Source organism: Marinilabilia rubra (assembly GCF_003121985.1).
Taxonomy (GTDB): domain Bacteria; phylum Bacteroidota; class Bacteroidia; order Bacteroidales; family Marinilabiliaceae; genus Marinilabilia; species Marinilabilia rubra.
In genome coordinates, this window is record NZ_QEWP01000001.1 from 97,151 (window position 1) to 112,664 (window position 15,514).

General features: G+C 39.9%; 17 protein-coding genes. 5 read left to right on the forward strand and 12 right to left on the reverse strand.

Going from position 1 to position 15,514, the window contains the following annotated elements:
* Positions 1-224: 224 nt before the first annotated feature.
* The 6 genes from DDZ16_RS00465 to DDZ16_RS00490 all read right to left on the reverse strand — a co-directional run bounded on the left by DDZ16_RS00465 (position 225) and on the right by DDZ16_RS00490 (position 3,873).
* On the reverse strand, positions 225-716 hold the full coding sequence (locus tag DDZ16_RS00465; protein ID WP_109262450.1) for a DUF6291 domain-containing protein: 492 nt from the start codon (positions 714-716) through the stop codon (positions 225-227).
* On the reverse strand, positions 713-1,189 hold the full coding sequence (locus DDZ16_RS00470; protein ID WP_109262451.1) for a hypothetical protein: 477 nt from the start codon (positions 1,187-1,189) through the stop codon (positions 713-715). Before DDZ16_RS00470 ends, DDZ16_RS00465 begins: the two co-directional genes overlap by 4 nt.
* A gap of 13 nt (positions 1,190-1,202) precedes the next feature.
* Positions 1,203-1,487: a helix-turn-helix domain-containing protein gene (locus tag DDZ16_RS00475; RefSeq protein ID WP_109262452.1), complete on the reverse strand. Its 285-nt coding sequence runs from the start codon at positions 1,485-1,487 to the stop codon at positions 1,203-1,205.
* A 90-nt stretch (positions 1,488-1,577) separates the two neighbouring features.
* Complete coding sequence (locus DDZ16_RS00480) at positions 1,578-2,354, reverse strand: hypothetical protein (protein WP_109262453.1); 777 nt, start codon at positions 2,352-2,354, stop codon at positions 1,578-1,580.
* A 6-nt stretch (positions 2,355-2,360) separates the two neighbouring features.
* A complete protein-coding gene (locus DDZ16_RS00485; RefSeq protein WP_109262454.1) occupies positions 2,361-2,570 on the reverse strand; it encodes a hypothetical protein in 210 nt (69 codons plus the stop codon).
* Between the two features lie 4 nt (positions 2,571-2,574).
* Positions 2,575-3,873 (reverse strand): tyrosine-type recombinase/integrase, encoded by a 1,299-nt coding sequence (locus DDZ16_RS00490; RefSeq protein ID WP_109262455.1) that lies wholly within the window; start codon positions 3,871-3,873, stop codon positions 2,575-2,577.
* A 556-nt stretch (positions 3,874-4,429) separates the two neighbouring features.
* Here DDZ16_RS00490 and tig point away from each other — a divergent pair.
* The 3 genes from tig (at position 4,430) to clpX (ending at position 8,028) form a co-directional block, all read left to right on the forward strand.
* Positions 4,430-5,806, forward strand: a complete 1,377-nt coding sequence (gene tig, locus DDZ16_RS00495; protein WP_109262456.1) for a trigger factor — start codon at positions 4,430-4,432, stop codon at positions 5,804-5,806.
* 275 nt (positions 5,807-6,081) lie between these two features.
* Complete coding sequence (gene clpP / locus DDZ16_RS00500; RefSeq protein ID WP_109262457.1) at positions 6,082-6,759, forward strand: ATP-dependent Clp endopeptidase proteolytic subunit ClpP; 678 nt, start codon at positions 6,082-6,084, stop codon at positions 6,757-6,759.
* Positions 6,760-6,813: 54 nt separating this feature from the next.
* Positions 6,814-8,028: an ATP-dependent Clp protease ATP-binding subunit ClpX gene (clpX, locus tag DDZ16_RS00505; RefSeq protein ID WP_109262458.1), complete on the forward strand. Its 1,215-nt coding sequence runs from the start codon at positions 6,814-6,816 to the stop codon at positions 8,026-8,028.
* Positions 8,029-8,099: 71 nt separating this feature from the next.
* Here clpX and DDZ16_RS00510 read toward each other — a convergent pair whose 3' ends face one another.
* Positions 8,100-8,516, reverse strand: a complete 417-nt coding sequence (locus DDZ16_RS00510) for an OsmC family protein (protein ID WP_109262459.1) — start codon at positions 8,514-8,516, stop codon at positions 8,100-8,102.
* 360 nt (positions 8,517-8,876) lie between these two features.
* Between DDZ16_RS00510 and DDZ16_RS00515 the strand changes: the two genes are divergently transcribed.
* Positions 8,877-9,584 (forward strand): Crp/Fnr family transcriptional regulator, encoded by a 708-nt coding sequence (locus DDZ16_RS00515; RefSeq protein WP_109262460.1) that lies wholly within the window; start codon positions 8,877-8,879, stop codon positions 9,582-9,584.
* Between the two features lie 12 nt (positions 9,585-9,596).
* Here the strand turns inward: DDZ16_RS00515 and larC are convergent, their stop codons facing one another.
* Genes larC through DDZ16_RS00530 form a run of 3 tightly spaced genes read right to left on the reverse strand, consistent with a single transcriptional unit; the run spans position 9,597 to position 11,919 of the window.
* Positions 9,597-10,406 (reverse strand): nickel insertion protein, encoded by an 810-nt coding sequence (gene larC, locus DDZ16_RS00520; protein ID WP_109262461.1) that lies wholly within the window; start codon positions 10,404-10,406, stop codon positions 9,597-9,599.
* A 2-nt stretch (positions 10,407-10,408) separates the two neighbouring features.
* Entirely contained in the window at positions 10,409-11,143 is a 735-nt protein-coding gene (gene larB, locus DDZ16_RS00525; protein WP_109262462.1) for a nickel pincer cofactor biosynthesis protein LarB, read from the reverse strand.
* A complete protein-coding gene (locus DDZ16_RS00530) occupies positions 11,140-11,919 on the reverse strand; it encodes an adenine nucleotide alpha-hydrolase family protein (protein WP_109262463.1) in 780 nt (259 codons plus the stop codon). The genes larB and DDZ16_RS00530 overlap by 4 nt, the downstream gene beginning before the upstream one ends.
* Before the next feature lie 376 nt (positions 11,920-12,295).
* On the opposite strand from DDZ16_RS00530, the gene DDZ16_RS00535 reads away from it, so the two are divergent.
* On the forward strand, positions 12,296-13,945 hold the full coding sequence (locus tag DDZ16_RS00535; protein ID WP_109262464.1) for an AMP-binding protein: 1,650 nt from the start codon (positions 12,296-12,298) through the stop codon (positions 13,943-13,945).
* Between the two features lie 79 nt (positions 13,946-14,024).
* Here DDZ16_RS00535 and DDZ16_RS00540 read toward each other — a convergent pair whose 3' ends face one another.
* Both DDZ16_RS00540 and DDZ16_RS00545 read right to left on the reverse strand, forming a co-directional pair.
* Complete coding sequence (locus tag DDZ16_RS00540) at positions 14,025-14,660, reverse strand: DUF4097 family beta strand repeat-containing protein (protein WP_109262465.1); 636 nt, start codon at positions 14,658-14,660, stop codon at positions 14,025-14,027.
* A gap of 12 nt (positions 14,661-14,672) precedes the next feature.
* Positions 14,673-15,479 (reverse strand): DUF4097 family beta strand repeat-containing protein, encoded by an 807-nt coding sequence (locus DDZ16_RS00545; protein WP_109262466.1) that lies wholly within the window; start codon positions 15,477-15,479, stop codon positions 14,673-14,675.
* Between the last annotated feature and the right edge of the window lie 35 nt (positions 15,480-15,514).

The window sequence follows — 15,514 nt, forward strand, 5'->3', positions numbered from 1 at the left end:
TAATAGTCCCGTTTCTCTTTTCTTTTTTTCGCGGAACTTTTTTTCTTTTCTCTTTTGGGTGTTTAAGGGTAAAAGCTTAAAACTAAGAGGGTGTTTTTTTACCTCCCTTTCCCCAAACCCCTTTCCCTGTCTCTTTCATTTTCACTATCACTATCACTATCATTATCATTATAGGGTTTGTTCGTTTCCTTTAGCTTTGTTTGTATCCGTTTGGGTTAGGTCGGTTAGATATTTGGGGCGTGCTCTTTTGTTATTTTGGCCAGGTAAGTTTTAGCCCTTTCCTGGTCATTTCCGCTTTCCTCGTTTACTTCCTGAAAAAGGTCTATTAGTTGATATTGGTCGAAAACTTCGTTTTCTGTGCCTTCAATAGCTTTTAAATACTTCTTGAATGAATAAACCAACGGCCCCGGAAGGAAACTTAAATCAAGGTTTGGGTTTATTTCGGGTGGTTTTCCTCCCCTTTGCCCGTTTGCCCGGTTGGCCTGGACTTTCTTTTCGTATTTTTCCATATCCCGGATGAATTGTTTTTCAAACATTCTGAATGCCATTTTTAGTTGTCCATCTTGAAAATCTGGTATTGCTCCGGTGGCATTAAACAAATACATTGCTTCTATCAATTCGCCTTTTTGCTCCGTGTTAAGTAATTCGCTGACTACCTCCCAGCTATCAAAATGGATAATGAAGCTTTTCCGCTTTATTTCTGAAGTGTTATTCATTTTTTCCCCTCCTTAAAATTTTGATGAATCCAATAAAGAAAACCAACGAAGTCATGCGCAATAAAGTAAAGGCCCCCGGCCTGCTCAATATCTTTTTTATATTGCCATTGGTAGCTGCTCATTTTGTCCCCGTTGGCTTTTATTTCAATCTTTACAGATCGGCCCTTTATGGTTGCGCTTATGTCTGCCGTCCCCCGGTGCATTGTGGTTTTTCCGAATTTGTATAGCCCGTTCCCCTGTGGAATTGGGGCCCCGATACATTGCACCCTTTCGGCCTGTTGGCCTTTCATGTTTAGGTAGTCAATTATGCACTTCGTTAGGCCGTTGGCGGTGTTGGTTTCGTAGGTGGGTATCCTTTTCCCGGGGTTCTTTTCCCGGTGAAGTTGTCTAAGCTTTTTCAGGGCCTGTTTTTCCTTGTTTTTGTAGTGCTTTTGTGTTTGCCCCTTTTCCGAAACTTTTTCTTTTGTATCCATAGCAACCCCCTTTTTAAAATTCCTGGATTGCTTTTTCTATCTCTGAAAACTTGTAGTAAACCCGGTTCCCGATGCCGTAACGTTTCAGGATGCCCTTTTTTGTCCAGTTGTGAACGGTGGACAAATCAACCTTTAAAAGCTTGGCGGTTTCGTGCCGGGTTAAATATTCCGGGGGTGTTGGCGCTTGTAGCTGTTTTTTTAGCTTTTCGGTTTGCGCCTGGAATTGTTCTTGAAGTTGTTCCCTGATTTGCTCTTTAAGCTGTTCAGGTGTGATTTGGATAAATTCAAAGTTTTGCATCTCATTATTTTTTTAATGTTTAATGCAAAACTCATCTGAACTAATCCGCACTAAAACGGTGAACGGTTCAGCTTTGGTTCATTCTATTGTTTAGTATGTAATTTTGTCGAATCGCTCTTTAAATTCCGGTGTTGTTTTAATTCCGTTTTCCTCGCAATACAAATTTATTTTTTCCATCATTCGTTTTGAATCATAAAAGTTCTTTGTTCCCTGGTGGTTTAGTGTGTGGTTTATGTATTGCCTTACTTGTTTTTTAGTTCCCAGCATGCTTTGAACGGCCCTTGCAAGATCGCTTACTGTGGTAAACATGGTTTCTTTTTCCGTTCCCGTGTCTGTATTATTTTCTGTCAGATAAAAATATGATTTGGATTTTTTAATACAGCCTTGAGCGAATAAGGCCCCGATTTTTACATAAAAGGGCGGTTCTTTGGGTTTTTCTTTTTCGTCTTGTTGGTTTCCTGTTAGCTCTGTGGGTTGGTCTGCTTTGTTTCGTTCTTTTTCTAATTGCTTTTTTCGTTCTTGTAGGTGGTCGATTATTGCACTAAAATGAATTTTGAGTTCTTGTTCTTTATTCTCTTGCAAAATTGCTTTCATTTCCCAGTCATAATGGGGTTGTTTTTCTCCTTTTACATTGTGGTAAAGAGTGTTTTCTTTAGTCACCAATTTTGATGCAATACCTTTTAATAAAAAAGGTGTGTTTTGGATTTGTTCATAAGTATTTTCTAAGTGATCTATAAAGACCTTTTCTGTGGCTTCATATTTGGTTTGGAAATCTTTTAAATAGGTTGGGTAAATTTTTTTCAGGTCATCTAAATAAGGCGCAATTTCTGTAATATCAGTATCTTGTATTGTTATTGTGTTTTTCATTTTGCTTTAGTGTTTAGAGTGAACAACTTTTAAAGGGGTTTCTTTATTTGGGCTTGGTGTACCTGTTAACATTGACCAAAGTTTGTCATTGTATTGCTTTAGGTCACTGGTTAAGCTTTCCTGCTCCTGGATTATTTGGTCTTTTTGGTTTATGATCGCCTTCAATGCATTTATTTTTTCCCGTAGTTCTGTTATTTGTTTATCCTTGCTTTTCATGGTCTTATTGGTTTGAAGCTTTGCCGGGTAAAATGGTCATTTGTGCCCGTTGTTCCTCTTCTTTTTCCTGTTTTAAAAGGTATTCGGCCATTTGTTGGGCAAAGTCAAAAGATGTTTTCCCGATATAGGAATAGAACATTTTTTCGCTACTGTGGCCCGTAATTCGCATTAAAATGGATGTGGGTATGTCGTTGCCAAAATTATTGGATGCAAAAGACCTCCGGCAAATATGGGATGAAACAAGCTTGTATTTTGGATATTCGCCAACCTTATACCGTTTTGTTTCGGGGTCTATTAGTTGGCCTGTGGTTGGTGCGTCAATTCCGGCCAGTCTGCAAACCTCCTTTATGTAGTCATTGAATTTTTGGAGGCTTATTTTATAGGGTAAACCGTTTTTTAATATCTCTTTTGTTCTTTTTGATACTGGGATTGCAACGGATTTGCCCGTCTTTTTTTGGGTCAGTTCTATATATCGGTATCCGTTCCGGGTTACAAAGTTGTGTTCTGTAATGTCCAGTAAATCGCCTCCCCTTTGGCCTATATTGCACCCAAACAAAAGCCATTTTTTAGCATTAGCCAGATAAGGGGCTGTAATATATGTTTCTTCAATCTGTTTAAGTTCTTCCGGGGTCAGATAGATAACAGTTTCGTTTTTTACTTTAAAACCTGAAACCTTTTTCAGTTGGGCATGGGTTGGAATTTCGTTTAGTTCCGCATCGGTGCAAACTGTTTTTAAGTTGGAAATAATTCGCCCGGCGTACCCTTTGGAATAGTGTTTTGTATCCAGCAACCAACGCAAAAACTTATTTCTGTAGGCTATGTTTACGTTTTTTATTTTTGTCGGGGCTTTACCCTCAAATTCTTTTACTATCCTTAAAAGGGCTTTAAAATCATTTTTCCGGCTTCGGCTTAATCCTATACCCCCTTTTGCGTTTTGCCTTATGTCGGAGGTTTCTATATAGTGCTGTATGTAGTTGGTTAACCTGTGTAGATCTTCATTAGATTGACCATTGAAAGCATTTATTTTTTGTTGCAACCATGCTCCGTCTATGGTTTTGCCGTCTGCGTAGTCATGGTTGTACTGTTCGTTTATATAGGTTGCCAGTTTTTCCAGGGTTATTTTTAGCCTTTTGTTTTCTGGGGTGTTTTGTGATGTCGGTAGGTTTGTTTTTGTGCTCCATCGGTCGGAATTGACAAAAAAACCTGTTTTACGTTTAAAAACGTTTTTTCGGTTTACGGAAAATCTTAAATAAATAGGGGCTTTTTCCCCTTTTTTTTGGAGTAAAAATTTAACAGTTGCCATGCCTTTTTTCCTCTTTTAATTGAACATTTTTCTTTTCATTGAACACACCAAAGTTATTAATTTTAGTCAACCGTTAGTCAACCAAACGTCAATTTATTGCAATTTCTTTAAATCTTATTCAATTACTTTTTTGATGCAAAAATCTTTGCAAGCCTTTAAAAGCAGGGGTTCCGTGCCTGTTTATGGGGTGTTGGTAAAATGGTCAAATTTTAGGGGTTAACGTCCCTCCGTCCGCACAAATAAAAAACAAACCGTCTTGATCGACTTCTTGTCGCTGCGAGGCGGTTTTTTTGATGGAGTAAAGTGGCCATATTTAATACAAACTATTAAAAAAGTACAATGCATTGAAACAATGTTTGGCAACTTGTAAATGCTTCATTATCTTTGCACTCGTTTTTGTCTAAACCAGATTGCTGATTCACAAAAAGCAAACTAAGACAATACGGCCTTATTAGTAAAGTATTTTGCACATGGGGCTGACATAGAGACTCTCTTCTGAAATGAAATAAGTGACTTCTGTGTTTGCCATGTGGCTTTAAAAGAAAACTGTTTTCACATGAACATTGAGAAAGAACAAATTGACGATTTGAATGCCGTTGTGCATATCTCCATTGAGAAGGATGACTATGAACCCCGGGTAGAAAAAGTCTTAAAAGACTACCGGAAGAAAGTTAATATGCCCGGATTTAGACCTGGTAAAGTGCCTGCAAGCCTTGTGAAGAAAATGTATGGTAAGGCCGTGTTGGTAGATGAGATCAACAAGCTTGTTTCAGAGAATTTGTCGCAATACATCAGCGAAAATAAGCTGGACATTCTTGGAGAGCCACTTCCTTCTGAGAAGCAGCAAACCATCGACTTCGATCAGGATGAGCAGTTTAAATTTTCATTCGATCTTGGCTTGTCGCCAGAAGTGGAGGTTAAATTAACCAAGCGTGAGAAGCTTCCCTATTACGACATTCAGGTTTCTGATGACATGCTTGAAGGTCAGAAGAAAAATGTTACCAGCCGCTTTGGAACTACAGAGCCGCGCGAGGAAGCCAATGAAAAATGCATGCTGAAAGGTGACTTTGTTCAACTCGATCAGAATGGTGAGGAGATAGAAGATGGTATTAAGGCTGAAGATGCTGTAATGTCGGCTACTATCATTAAGGATGAGGACGAAAAGAAGAAGGTTATAGGTGCAAAGGTGGGAGATGAAATTGTCATCGAGCCAAAGAAAGCATTCCCTAATGAGACTGAAATCTCTTATCTTCTTAAAATTTCCAAGGAAGATGCAGCCCAGATTGACGGTCAATTCAAATTTACCGTTAAGGAAATTAATGAATATGTTGATCCTGAGTTGAATCAGGACCTGTTTGATAAAATCTTCCCTCCCGGGAGTGTAACCAATGAGGAAGAATTCACCGCTCAGGTAAAAGAAGATTTGGAGAATGCTCTGAAAATGGAATCAGAATATAAGTTCTCTATCGACGCTAAAGAAAAGCTGATGGGTAAAGTGGACATAAAACTTCCTGAAGCATTCCTGAAGCGTTGGATCAAGGCTACCAATCAGAATAAGGAAGAGCAAGACTTTACCGACGAGCAAATTGAAAACGAAATGCCTCGTTTCCTTGAAGACCTTAAATGGCAGATTATCCGCAACCAGTTGATCACGGATAACGAATTGAAAATTGAGCAGCAGGATGTGATGGATTTTGCGAAGAAATCTGCACGTATGCAGTTCATGCAATATGGTTTGAACAATGTGCCTGATGAGCATCTTGAAAGCTATGCTGCAGATATGTTGAAGAACGAAGATCAACAGCGAAGTATGGCCGAAGGTGCCATTAACGACAAGGTAATGGATTTTGTAAAAGAGGCAGTTAAGGTTGAAACGAAAGAAGTGTCTCGCGATGAGTTTAATAAGTTGTTTGAGGACAATAAGAAGAAATAATTAGATCTTTACGCTGCACCAGGATCCTCTGGGGTCCTTTTGCGGCGCAAACATATACTTTTAACCTGAGAATATGTCCATTGCCGAAAACATTTAGTTTTCCGGATGGTTATGTTTTCAGGTTAAAATGTTTTTGGACGATGGATTCTTTTAGAATTATTTACAGGTTATCATTAGGGTATTTGAACATTCCAATAGATAATTTATAAGTCAATCACGTCCATAACATTTAAATTATTTCTAATTTAGCATGTTGTAAACTCAAAATTTTAAATATGATTGATCCAAAAGATTTTCAGAAATATGCAACCAAACATATGGGCATTAACAGTTTGGTGCTTGATAAATACACTGCCGTTACAAGTAGCTATATATCCCCTACTATTATCGAAGAGCGTCAGCTAAATGTGGCCAGTATGGACGTTTTTTCACGTCTTATGATGGATCGGATTATCTTTTTAGGGGTGCCTATTGATGACTACGTAGCTAATATTATTCAGGCCCAGTTGTTGTATCTCGACTCTGTTGACTCTACCAAAGATATCAGCATTTATTTTAATACACCCGGTGGATCTGTTCATTCCGGTCTTGGTATTTACGATACGATGCAATTTATTTCATCAGATATTCAAACGATCTGTACAGGAATGGCTGCATCTATGGGGGCTGTGCTTTTGACGGCAGGTACCAAAGGTAAGCGTTCTGCCCTCAGGCACTCCAGAGTAATGATTCACCAGCCAATGGGAGGTGCACAGGGACAGGCTTCCGATATTGAAATTACGGCACGTGAGATTCTTAAGTTGAAGAAAGAATTGTACGAAATTATTGCCCAGCATTCAGGAAATACAGTGAAGAAGGTTGAAAAAGATTCTGATCGTGATTACTGGATGACCTCCGAAGAAGCTTTGAAATACGGAATGATTGATGAAGTGCTTGCGCGAACTAAAAAATAAAATGAAATCAACATCCGGAAGTTAAGGATGTTTTATTAGAAGAGACCGATTTTTATGGATAAATGCTCATTTTGCGGAAGAAGCAGGAAGGATACAAATTTACTGGTAGCCGGGATTTCCGGTCATATCTGTGACAGTTGTATCGAACAGGCACATTCAATATTGGAGGAAGAGGTTAAGAAGAAAAGTTCCTTTGATGTGGGTGACCTGAGATTGTTGAAACCTGCAGAGATAAACGCTTTTCTTGATCAATATGTAATTGGTCAGGACGAAGCCAAGAAATATCTTTCCGTGGCGGTTTACAATCACTACAAGCGACTGTTGCAGAAAGATGACGGGGACGAAATTGAGATTGAAAAATCCAATATCATTTTAGTAGGGGAGACCGGAACAGGAAAAACCCTCTTGGCCCGGACCATTGCCAAAATGCTCCATGTGCCTTTCACCATTGTGGATGCCACAGTCTTGACTGAGGCCGGCTATGTTGGTGAGGATATAGAAAGTATTTTGAGCCGTTTGCTTCAGGCTGCTGATTACAATACTCAGGCTGCTGAAAAAGGCATTGTTTTTATCGATGAGATTGATAAAATTGCCCGTAAAAGCGATAATCCTTCCATTACCCGTGATGTTTCCGGGGAAGGGGTTCAGCAGGGCTTGCTGAAACTGCTGGAAGGATCAGTGGTCAATGTTCCTCCCCAGGGAGGGCGTAAACATCCCGATCAGAAAATGATTGCCGTGGATACCAAAAACATTTTGTTTATCTGTGGTGGTGCTTTTGATGGCATTGACCGTAAGATTGCCCAACGCCTCAATACAAAGGTTGTAGGCTATTCTGCCAGCCGGGATAAGGAGAATATTGATGAAAGCAATTTGCTTCAGTACATCGCCCCTCAGGATCTTAAGTCATTTGGATTGATTCCTGAGATCATTGGTCGATTGCCGGTTCTTACCTATCTGGATCCACTAGACAGAGACATCCTGCGGCGCATTCTTGTTGAGCCCAAGAATTCCATCATCCGACAGTATAAAAAGCTTTTTGAAATTGATGGGATTGAGTTGGAATTTGACGATGAGGTGCTCGATTATATTGTCGATAAAGCTGTTGAGTTTAAACTTGGGGCCCGTGGTCTGAGGTCAATCTGTGAAACCATTATGATCGATCATATGTTCCATACACCATCAAAGAAGGATAAAAAGCTTACCATTAAGCTGGATTTTGCTGTGGACCGTATTGAAAGAGCTAATATGGGGCGCTTAAAAGCGAGTTGATTGTAGAGAATTATGTTTTGCGACTAAAAAAACCCGGTTGAAGAACCGGGTTTTTTTGGTTTATAATCCTTTCAATCTTCAATCTTGATTTCAGTAGTTATCTCCATGGCTTTTTTGTAAACAGCTGATACGCCGCAATACTTTTCTTCTGAAAGATTTACTGCCTTTTCAATTTTATCCTTTGGAAGATCTTTTCCTTTAAACGAATAGATGATATGCATCTTATCATAGTGCTTTGGATGCTCCTCTGTCATGTTGGCTTCAACAGTGACATTAAAATCTTCCACCTCAACTCTCATTTTTTTGAGGATTGAAACTACGTCCATGCCGGTGCATCCGGCCAGAGATAAGAGCATTAGAGGTTTAGGTCGAACCCCCTTGTTATCCCCGCCCACTGACGGGTCAGCATCCAATGTTACTTTATGTCCGTTCATTTCAGTTTCGAACGACATGTTTCCAGTCCAATTTAGGTCTAATGATGTTTTCATGGTTTATCTTTTTTTATCCGACTAATTGATTATTTCTGTAAAAAGCATTTTCTCTTTCCGTGAACAGGATGAATTTCAAACACCATCCTTTATATCCCATAATTTATGAAAAATAAAGGTTCCTTCATGAAAAAATATCAATTAGTCAGGTTCGGTTTTATTTGTTTAGTATATTAGTAATGGTCAAATACTAACTCAAGTGATTGGTAATGATGTAACAAATGGCTGTTTGTAATGTTTAAACATTTACATATATATATCAATAGAGTCGTAGTGCAAATATAATCTTTCTTTTTATATTTGTATTAAATATTTATGACAGATGTCAGTTTGCATTGTTGCATATCTTAAATATGTATTATGAGAAAATCCCAGGAAATAGTCAGCCCCGAAAATCTTGATTTAAAGACATTTAATATTTTCAAGGGCCTGACCGATGCCGAGCTGGAATCTTTGAGCCAAAGTTTGGTTTGCAACAGCCACAAAAGAGGTTCCATCGTTTACAATGAAGGAAGTCGTATTAATGGTTCTTATATTGTAACGAGTGGCGTTTTAAAAATCTACAAGACCGGTTTTGATGGAAAAGAACAGATAATCCGATTTGCCAAGGGAGGAGATTTAATTGGTTTCCGTTCGATCGTTAGCGATGAATTGGCTTGTACCACTGCCAAGGTGATTCAGGATGCTGTTCTTTGCTACCTGCCCGGAGATATAATTACCAGTTTTATTAAGGGGAACTCCGAATTTGCCATGTCCCTGATGCGGTTAACATGCCGGGAACTGGGTGAATCCAATAAATTTTTGACCGATATTGCACAGAAGACGGTGCGTGAGAGACTGGCTGAGGTTTTGTTGCTTCTGATGGACACTTTTGATCTTGACGAAGACCATACTCTCAAAATTTCCCTTACCCGTGAGGAATTGGCCAATATGGTGGGAACAGCGACAGAATCGGTAATTCGTCTGTTATCCGAGTTCAAATCAGATAAATTAATTGAACTTCATGGACGTAAGATCAAATTATTAAACATTCCCAAACTGATTAAGATTGGGAATGTCTATGTTTAAAACGTTTCTGTTTTAATCAAAAAGCAAAACCTTAAGTGGTTCGACAGGAAGATCTTTTGTTCCTCGTGAGCACCCTTCGGCAAGTGGATTTCTGTCGGAGGGTGGTTGTTCTGTTTCCTTGACCGAAAGGGCACTTAAAACAGCAGCGCCTGTTGGTGTGAAAAGCTCTGTTTCTATGGGGCCGGCTTGAGCGGGAAGATGATTGTTTTTTATCATTACTGCAGTTGCAGGTGCCGGAACTTTCAGTGTTCCGTGAGAAAAACTGATCGAACCGCCGCCCCAGCTTACCGGACTGGTTAGTTTTGCTGTGGTTGGGGCTGATAAATCCTGAAGTCCCATTACCGCTCCTATAACATCGATTAGAATGTCCTGTGCTTCATGTAGCCAGGCCTCAGGAACATCTTCCTTATGATGATGGTGGTGTCCCTCACCTCCTGTATGGTGATGATGATCATGATGATGATGGTCATCCATGTCGAAATCATAGGTTTCATGTGCTTCCTTTTCAGCTTTGATGAGGTGATTAAGCATGTTCACACCAAACTCCCTGTATTTCTTTTCAATTTTAAAATCTTCGAAAAGGTGCTCAAGAAGATGCATGGCTCTGGATGAAGAAAGGTGTCCGTGATGGTGTTCCACCTCGATAAACAGTCTGGAGCAATTGTCAGCAGTTTTGAGGTGTCTCACAGTGGCTCTGCCCAATTTTTCTGCGGCACTCTGCATCGCTTTGGTTACCTTATCTGCATCAGCTCCTGCATCAATAAGGGCTGCAGCAAACATATCTCCGGCTATTCCTCCTCCGGGATTAATATATAATTCCATTTTTATTGGTTTTTTGCAATTAGACCTGAAACAACGGCAGCTCGAATGCCCCCGTCGATATTTACAACTGTAAGGTTAGGGGCACAGGATGCCAGCATTGAGGTAAGGGCAGCTTCTTTGGCTCTAAAACCATAACCTACCGATGTGGGCACACCAATCACTGGAAGAGGCACAAGTGAAGATACAAAAGGCGCCAAGGCCCCTTCCATACCTGCCACCACCACTACTGCCGAAACATTTTGTTTCATGCCTTCAATCACCGCATCCAATACACGTGTAGGATGAGCGATACCCCGATCTTCAAATACATGAGGCTTTACTCCAAGTGCTTTGAGTGCAAGGGCACATTCAGCAGTAACAGGATGATCCGCAGCACCGGCACTTATCACCAAAACGTTTCCTCGTTCTGGAGGCCTTTCACCTATTGCTAACAAATTAGGGGTTTCTTCAATTTTATATTGTCCGCTGAAATGATTGATGATTTCTTTGTGACAGGAACTTCGGGAGATTAAAACCTGGGAATGTTTTGACAGAAATGCTTCTGCCATTTCCATAGTTTGATCAGCGGTTTTATATTCTCCATAGATGATTTCCGGTATGTTGATGCGTGCACCGCGATTTACATCAGCTATGTAATTACGGGCTGTTTCCATCCATTCCAGGGAAAAATGCTGTCGGGCTGCATCCCGGTCCATTTTCCCGGAAGCTATTTGATCATAAAGTTCGTCAAAAGTCATAATCCAAGTTTTTTGTCAAATGCGTTTTTTCTGGCGCCTTCCAGATCCAAAGTGACGAAGGTCGCGATTTGTTTCCCCTTTTCCACAATTTGTGTTCTGAATTCGGGATCAATGAGTTTTAAGAAAGTGGCCTTTTCCCGGCATTCAATTCTTAGATGGTCTTCATCATCCATGCGGCAACGCAGATGGTAATCGCCGGTAGCCTTTAAAATGGTCTGCTCAATTTCACGAATGGTATTGAGGCGTTCAGTGGTAATGTTTAGATTGTAATTGAAACGGGTAGCCAGGCAGCCTTCCATGTTGGCGATCACAGGGTCAGATCCCATCGTGAGAGCCATGGTTCTGGCCTGCTCTTTAGTGATGTTGATTTCGGCCAATGGTGATCTGACTCCACCTTGCCGCAATGCTTTTACACCGGGACGATAGTTTTCTGAATCGGAAGCATTGGTGCCATCAAATACGGGCTCATTCTTTCCTGAAATAACGGGGGCAATGAGCTGCCCCTTGCAATGATAGCAGCGATCAACCGGGTTGCTCATAATCTTCGGTTCCGGTGTCATGGGTATGATTTCCAGGTTTTGGCAACCCATATTGGCAGCTTGTTCCCTAATATCTCTCTCAGTGACTCTGTTGAACCCATTGTCTATCCAAACAGGCCTGACATCCAGTCCCGCTTCAATTGCACATCCCAGGATTGAACAACTGTCAAATCCTCCTGAGAACAACAGGTAAAAGGACGGGGTCTTCTTCAAATGCTCGATTAATATATCTTTCACAACTTATTTGGCGCTTTTTAATTGGAAATATGTATTTAGATTCTGGCGATAACGAATAGTTATTTTCTTTCATCAAACCAACCCTGTGATTTTCTTAAATCTGATATCCGTTTTTTGCTAATTTCTTTGGTGTTGCAATTTAATAAAAAATTCGTGGCTCCTTTTAACCGGTACCCTTTGTGGCGTTGAACATTAGGAAATAGTGACATGTTCCTTTTCTATAGAGATTTATGTGTTTTTTTATATGGTTGAGGTTTGGCAGATATAAAAAAAAGTTGAACTTTTGCTTCGCTAAAAATGCTTATTTCAGTTTGCAAAGAATCTTACTCTGCCTTAAATTACTGATTGCTTTCTGACGAAAAGAAAACCATTTAAAATGGAAAAGAACGGATACATAGGGTTAGTGAAATCGGCGCTGGAGAATTATTCCGATTTGCCGTCGTTTAGTGATTTTAAAGGGGAAACAATTACTTACCAAGAAGTAGGACAGTATATTTATCGTTGTCACAAAGTCTTTAAAGCGTTAGGGATAAAACCAGGTGATAAAGTGGCTTTGATAGGTCGGAACTCCACCAACTGGAGCTTGGTTTATTTGGGAGCTGTTACGTATGGAGCGGTTGTGGTGCCTATTTTGCCTGATTTTAGTCCTTCCGACATCAATCACATTGTCAATCATTCAGGTTCGGTACTGCTATTTTCAGCCGATTTGATTTTTGACAAAATTGATGAAACAAAAATGCCGGGGCTTAAAGGGATAATCTCAATCAATGATTTTTCAGTATTGGTGGATAATCATGGAAAACTTCAAAAAGTTATTGGTAAGGCCAGGGAGGAATTGGAAAAGCTGGGTGATAAATTTTCAATAAGCAAAATAGAATTCTTTAATCCAAAACCAGATGATTTGATGGTTCTTTCTTACACCTCCGGAACATCAGGTTTTTCTAAAGGTGTTTTGTTGCCCCATCGGAGTATATGGTCTAATGTTCAATATGCCCGCGATACCTTTGATATTACGCCGGGAGAGCGTATTGTGTCCTTTTTACCTTTGGCACATGCTTACGGCTGTTTATTTGAATTTTTGTGGCCGTTTACCGAAGGATGCCATATTACATTCTTATCCAGAACACCTTCGCCGGCCATTATTACAGAAGCATTCCGCAAGGTAAGACCACATTTGATACTTGCTGTCCCTTTGATTCTTGAAAAAATCTTTAAGAAACAAATTCTTCCCAAGCTTGAAAAGGGTACCATGAAAACCCTTCTTAAATTACCGGGTTTGAATAAGGTCGTTTACAATAAGGTGAAGGGAAAACTGGTAGATGTGTTTGGAGGCGAATTTCGTGAGATGATAGTGGGAGGTGCTGCGCTTAATAAAGATGTGGAGATGTTTCTGAGGAAAATTGGATTTCCTTTGACCATTGGATACGGGATGACAGAGTGCGGACCCCTTATTAGTTACGCTCCATGGAACAAAACCCAGCCTCACTCTGCCGGTCGCATTGTTCACCGTATGGAGGTGAAAATTGATTCGGAAGATCCATACAGCAAGGTAGGTGAAATTCTTGTAAAAGGAGAAAATAACATGCTTGGTTATTATAAAAACCAGCTGGCTACAGATGAAATGTTTGACGATGAAGGATGGTTGCATACCGGCGACCTTGGTGTTATTGATAAAGACAACTTTGTATACATCAAAGGGCGTAGTAAGAACATGATTTTAGGGCCATCAGGACAAAATGTTTATCCTGAGGAGATTGAGGCGATCATAAACAACAAAGAGTATGTACAGGAATGCCTGGTGAGAGACGATGACGGCAAAATTGAGGCTTTGGTTTATCCCGATTATGAAGCCGCAGATGCCCAAAATCTCGGTGATCAGGAAATTGATGAAATTTTACAGAATATAAAGAAAGAAGTGAACCGTGAGTTACCTGCTTTTATGAATGTTTCGAAGATTGTTCTCTTTCCCGAAGAATTTGAAAAAACGCCCAAAAAGAGTATTAAGCGGTATAAGTATCAGTCATAGACTAAAATAGATCGTTAATTAAATACCCCTGCCAGGTTTTAAAGCCTGCCAGGGGTATTTAATACATACACAATACAGATCAAGATTCTTTCCTGAGATAAATATTCCCACTTATTGTTTTAAGCGTAACCGGAGTTTTTCCTCCGTTAACATCGGCCTCCACTTTTGTGCCTACTAAAGATTTCTTCTGATTTTTCGATTCCATGTCCATATCGGAATAAACTTTTCCTGAAATGGATTTTATTTTCAGGTTAATTGAACTTTCAGGTTTGATGGTTAAGTCTATAAATCCACTGATGGTTTTTACATCAAGAGCGCCTTTATGCCCCGTCAAATCGACATTTCCATTTATGGTTTCAATGAATAACCGACAGTTTTCCGGAACATAAATCTTTCCGAAAATATCAGCGTCAAAATGGTTTTTATTTTCTCGGAATGAATTCTCGAGTTTGATAGTTTCAGTGGTTTTCTTTTCTTCCAGAAGATACCAATCATTGTGTTGATTGTCATCGATATTGACACTGAGATCGGCTTTTACCACATCCTTGTCCCACGCCGTAACTATTATTGAGTCAATAATGTTGAGGTTGATTCTCACATCCATCCCTGGTTTCCAATCCAGGGTTTTATGGATTATTCGTTGCGCATTCGCAGCAATATCTGCAATACCGGGAATGATTATTAATAAAGCCAGAATAATTTTAAAGCGTTTCATAATTATAGTGATTTATTTGTCTCGTAAATAAATGTTGCCGCTGATGTTTTGTATAGACAGGTTAACCCCACCTCCATTGATGGAGCCTTCTGTTTCACTGGCCATCCCCCCGATTTGAGGAAGGCCTTTAGCCCTTCCGTCGCTGGCAGAAGCTTGTTTCTTAAGTGTTATATCAAATCCCGTATAGATTTTTCCTGTAATGGATTTGAGACTTATATTTGCTCCGGTTGAAGGAGGTAATGCTATGTCTATGAGTCCGCTGACACTTGTGATCGATGAAGGAGCTTCCTGACTGAGTGCTGAAAAAGTGCCTTCAATATCTCCGCTGATGGAGTGAAAGACTGCAGGGCCGGTGATTGCCTCAAATTTAACATCTGCTGCCAGTGTTTTTACCTCAATAGCGTTTGAAAGGCTTTGGATATCAATTTCTTTACCTGCAAATGGACTTGTGTAATTGGCTGATACAGCAAGGTTTCCTGGAATGTGAACAGTGTAATGATAATCGTTGTCGAACTGGAAAGAAGCTGTAAGTGTAATGTTTGTGCCTGATTGAAGCAAAGAAAGGCCCAATCCGGTATTATCAATATTGCCATTCACTGGCCTTAGTCCCTCTGCTCTTTCGTCTTCCTCTTTGGGGACTTCCCTGTCAGTCTCAATTCTGATGGAATTGTCTTCACTTTGTTTTATTAAGATGGTTCCCGGAATCTGCTCGATCAGGATCTTTCTTACATCTTTTAGTTCTTTCTCGAAGTACGACTGCGATTGGGCTGAATAACTTGCCACTAAAAATGCAATGGCAACAATTATTGTTGTTTTCATGTTTTTAAGTTTTGATGTTAATAAAAAGTGAATAT

Excerpts from the sequence above, each read along its gene's own strand:
- larC (WP_109262461.1), bottom strand. The coding sequence starts at position 10,406 with ATGGAATTATATATTAATCCCGGAGGAGGAATAGCCGGAGATATGTTT.
- DDZ16_RS00485 (WP_109262454.1), bottom strand. The coding sequence starts at position 2,570 with ATGAAAAGCAAGGATAAACAAATAACAGAACTACGGGAAAAAATAAAT.
- DDZ16_RS00465 (WP_109262450.1), bottom strand. The coding sequence starts at position 716 with ATGAATAACACTTCAGAAATAAAGCGGAAAAGCTTCATTATCCATTTT.
- DDZ16_RS00510 (WP_109262459.1), bottom strand. The coding sequence starts at position 8,516 with ATGAAAACATCATTAGACCTAAATTGGACTGGAAACATGTCGTTCGAA.
- clpX (WP_109262458.1), top strand. The coding sequence starts at position 6,814 with ATGGATAAATGCTCATTTTGCGGAAGAAGCAGGAAGGATACAAATTTA.
- DDZ16_RS00515 (WP_109262460.1), top strand. The coding sequence starts at position 8,877 with ATGAGAAAATCCCAGGAAATAGTCAGCCCCGAAAATCTTGATTTAAAG.
- DDZ16_RS00535 (WP_109262464.1), top strand. The coding sequence starts at position 12,296 with ATGGAAAAGAACGGATACATAGGGTTAGTGAAATCGGCGCTGGAGAAT.
- larB (WP_109262462.1), bottom strand. The coding sequence starts at position 11,143 with ATGACTTTTGACGAACTTTATGATCAAATAGCTTCCGGGAAAATGGAC.
- DDZ16_RS00480 (WP_109262453.1), bottom strand. The coding sequence starts at position 2,354 with ATGAAAAACACAATAACAATACAAGATACTGATATTACAGAAATTGCG.
- DDZ16_RS00540 (WP_109262465.1), bottom strand. The coding sequence starts at position 14,660 with ATGAAACGCTTTAAAATTATTCTGGCTTTATTAATAATCATTCCCGGT.
- DDZ16_RS00470 (WP_109262451.1), bottom strand. The coding sequence starts at position 1,189 with ATGGATACAAAAGAAAAAGTTTCGGAAAAGGGGCAAACACAAAAGCAC.
- clpP (WP_109262457.1), top strand. The coding sequence starts at position 6,082 with ATGATTGATCCAAAAGATTTTCAGAAATATGCAACCAAACATATGGGC.
- DDZ16_RS00490 (WP_109262455.1), bottom strand. The coding sequence starts at position 3,873 with ATGGCAACTGTTAAATTTTTACTCCAAAAAAAAGGGGAAAAAGCCCCT.
- tig (WP_109262456.1), top strand. The coding sequence starts at position 4,430 with ATGAACATTGAGAAAGAACAAATTGACGATTTGAATGCCGTTGTGCAT.
- DDZ16_RS00475 (WP_109262452.1), bottom strand. The coding sequence starts at position 1,487 with ATGCAAAACTTTGAATTTATCCAAATCACACCTGAACAGCTTAAAGAG.
- DDZ16_RS00545 (WP_109262466.1), bottom strand. The coding sequence starts at position 15,479 with ATGAAAACAACAATAATTGTTGCCATTGCATTTTTAGTGGCAAGTTAT.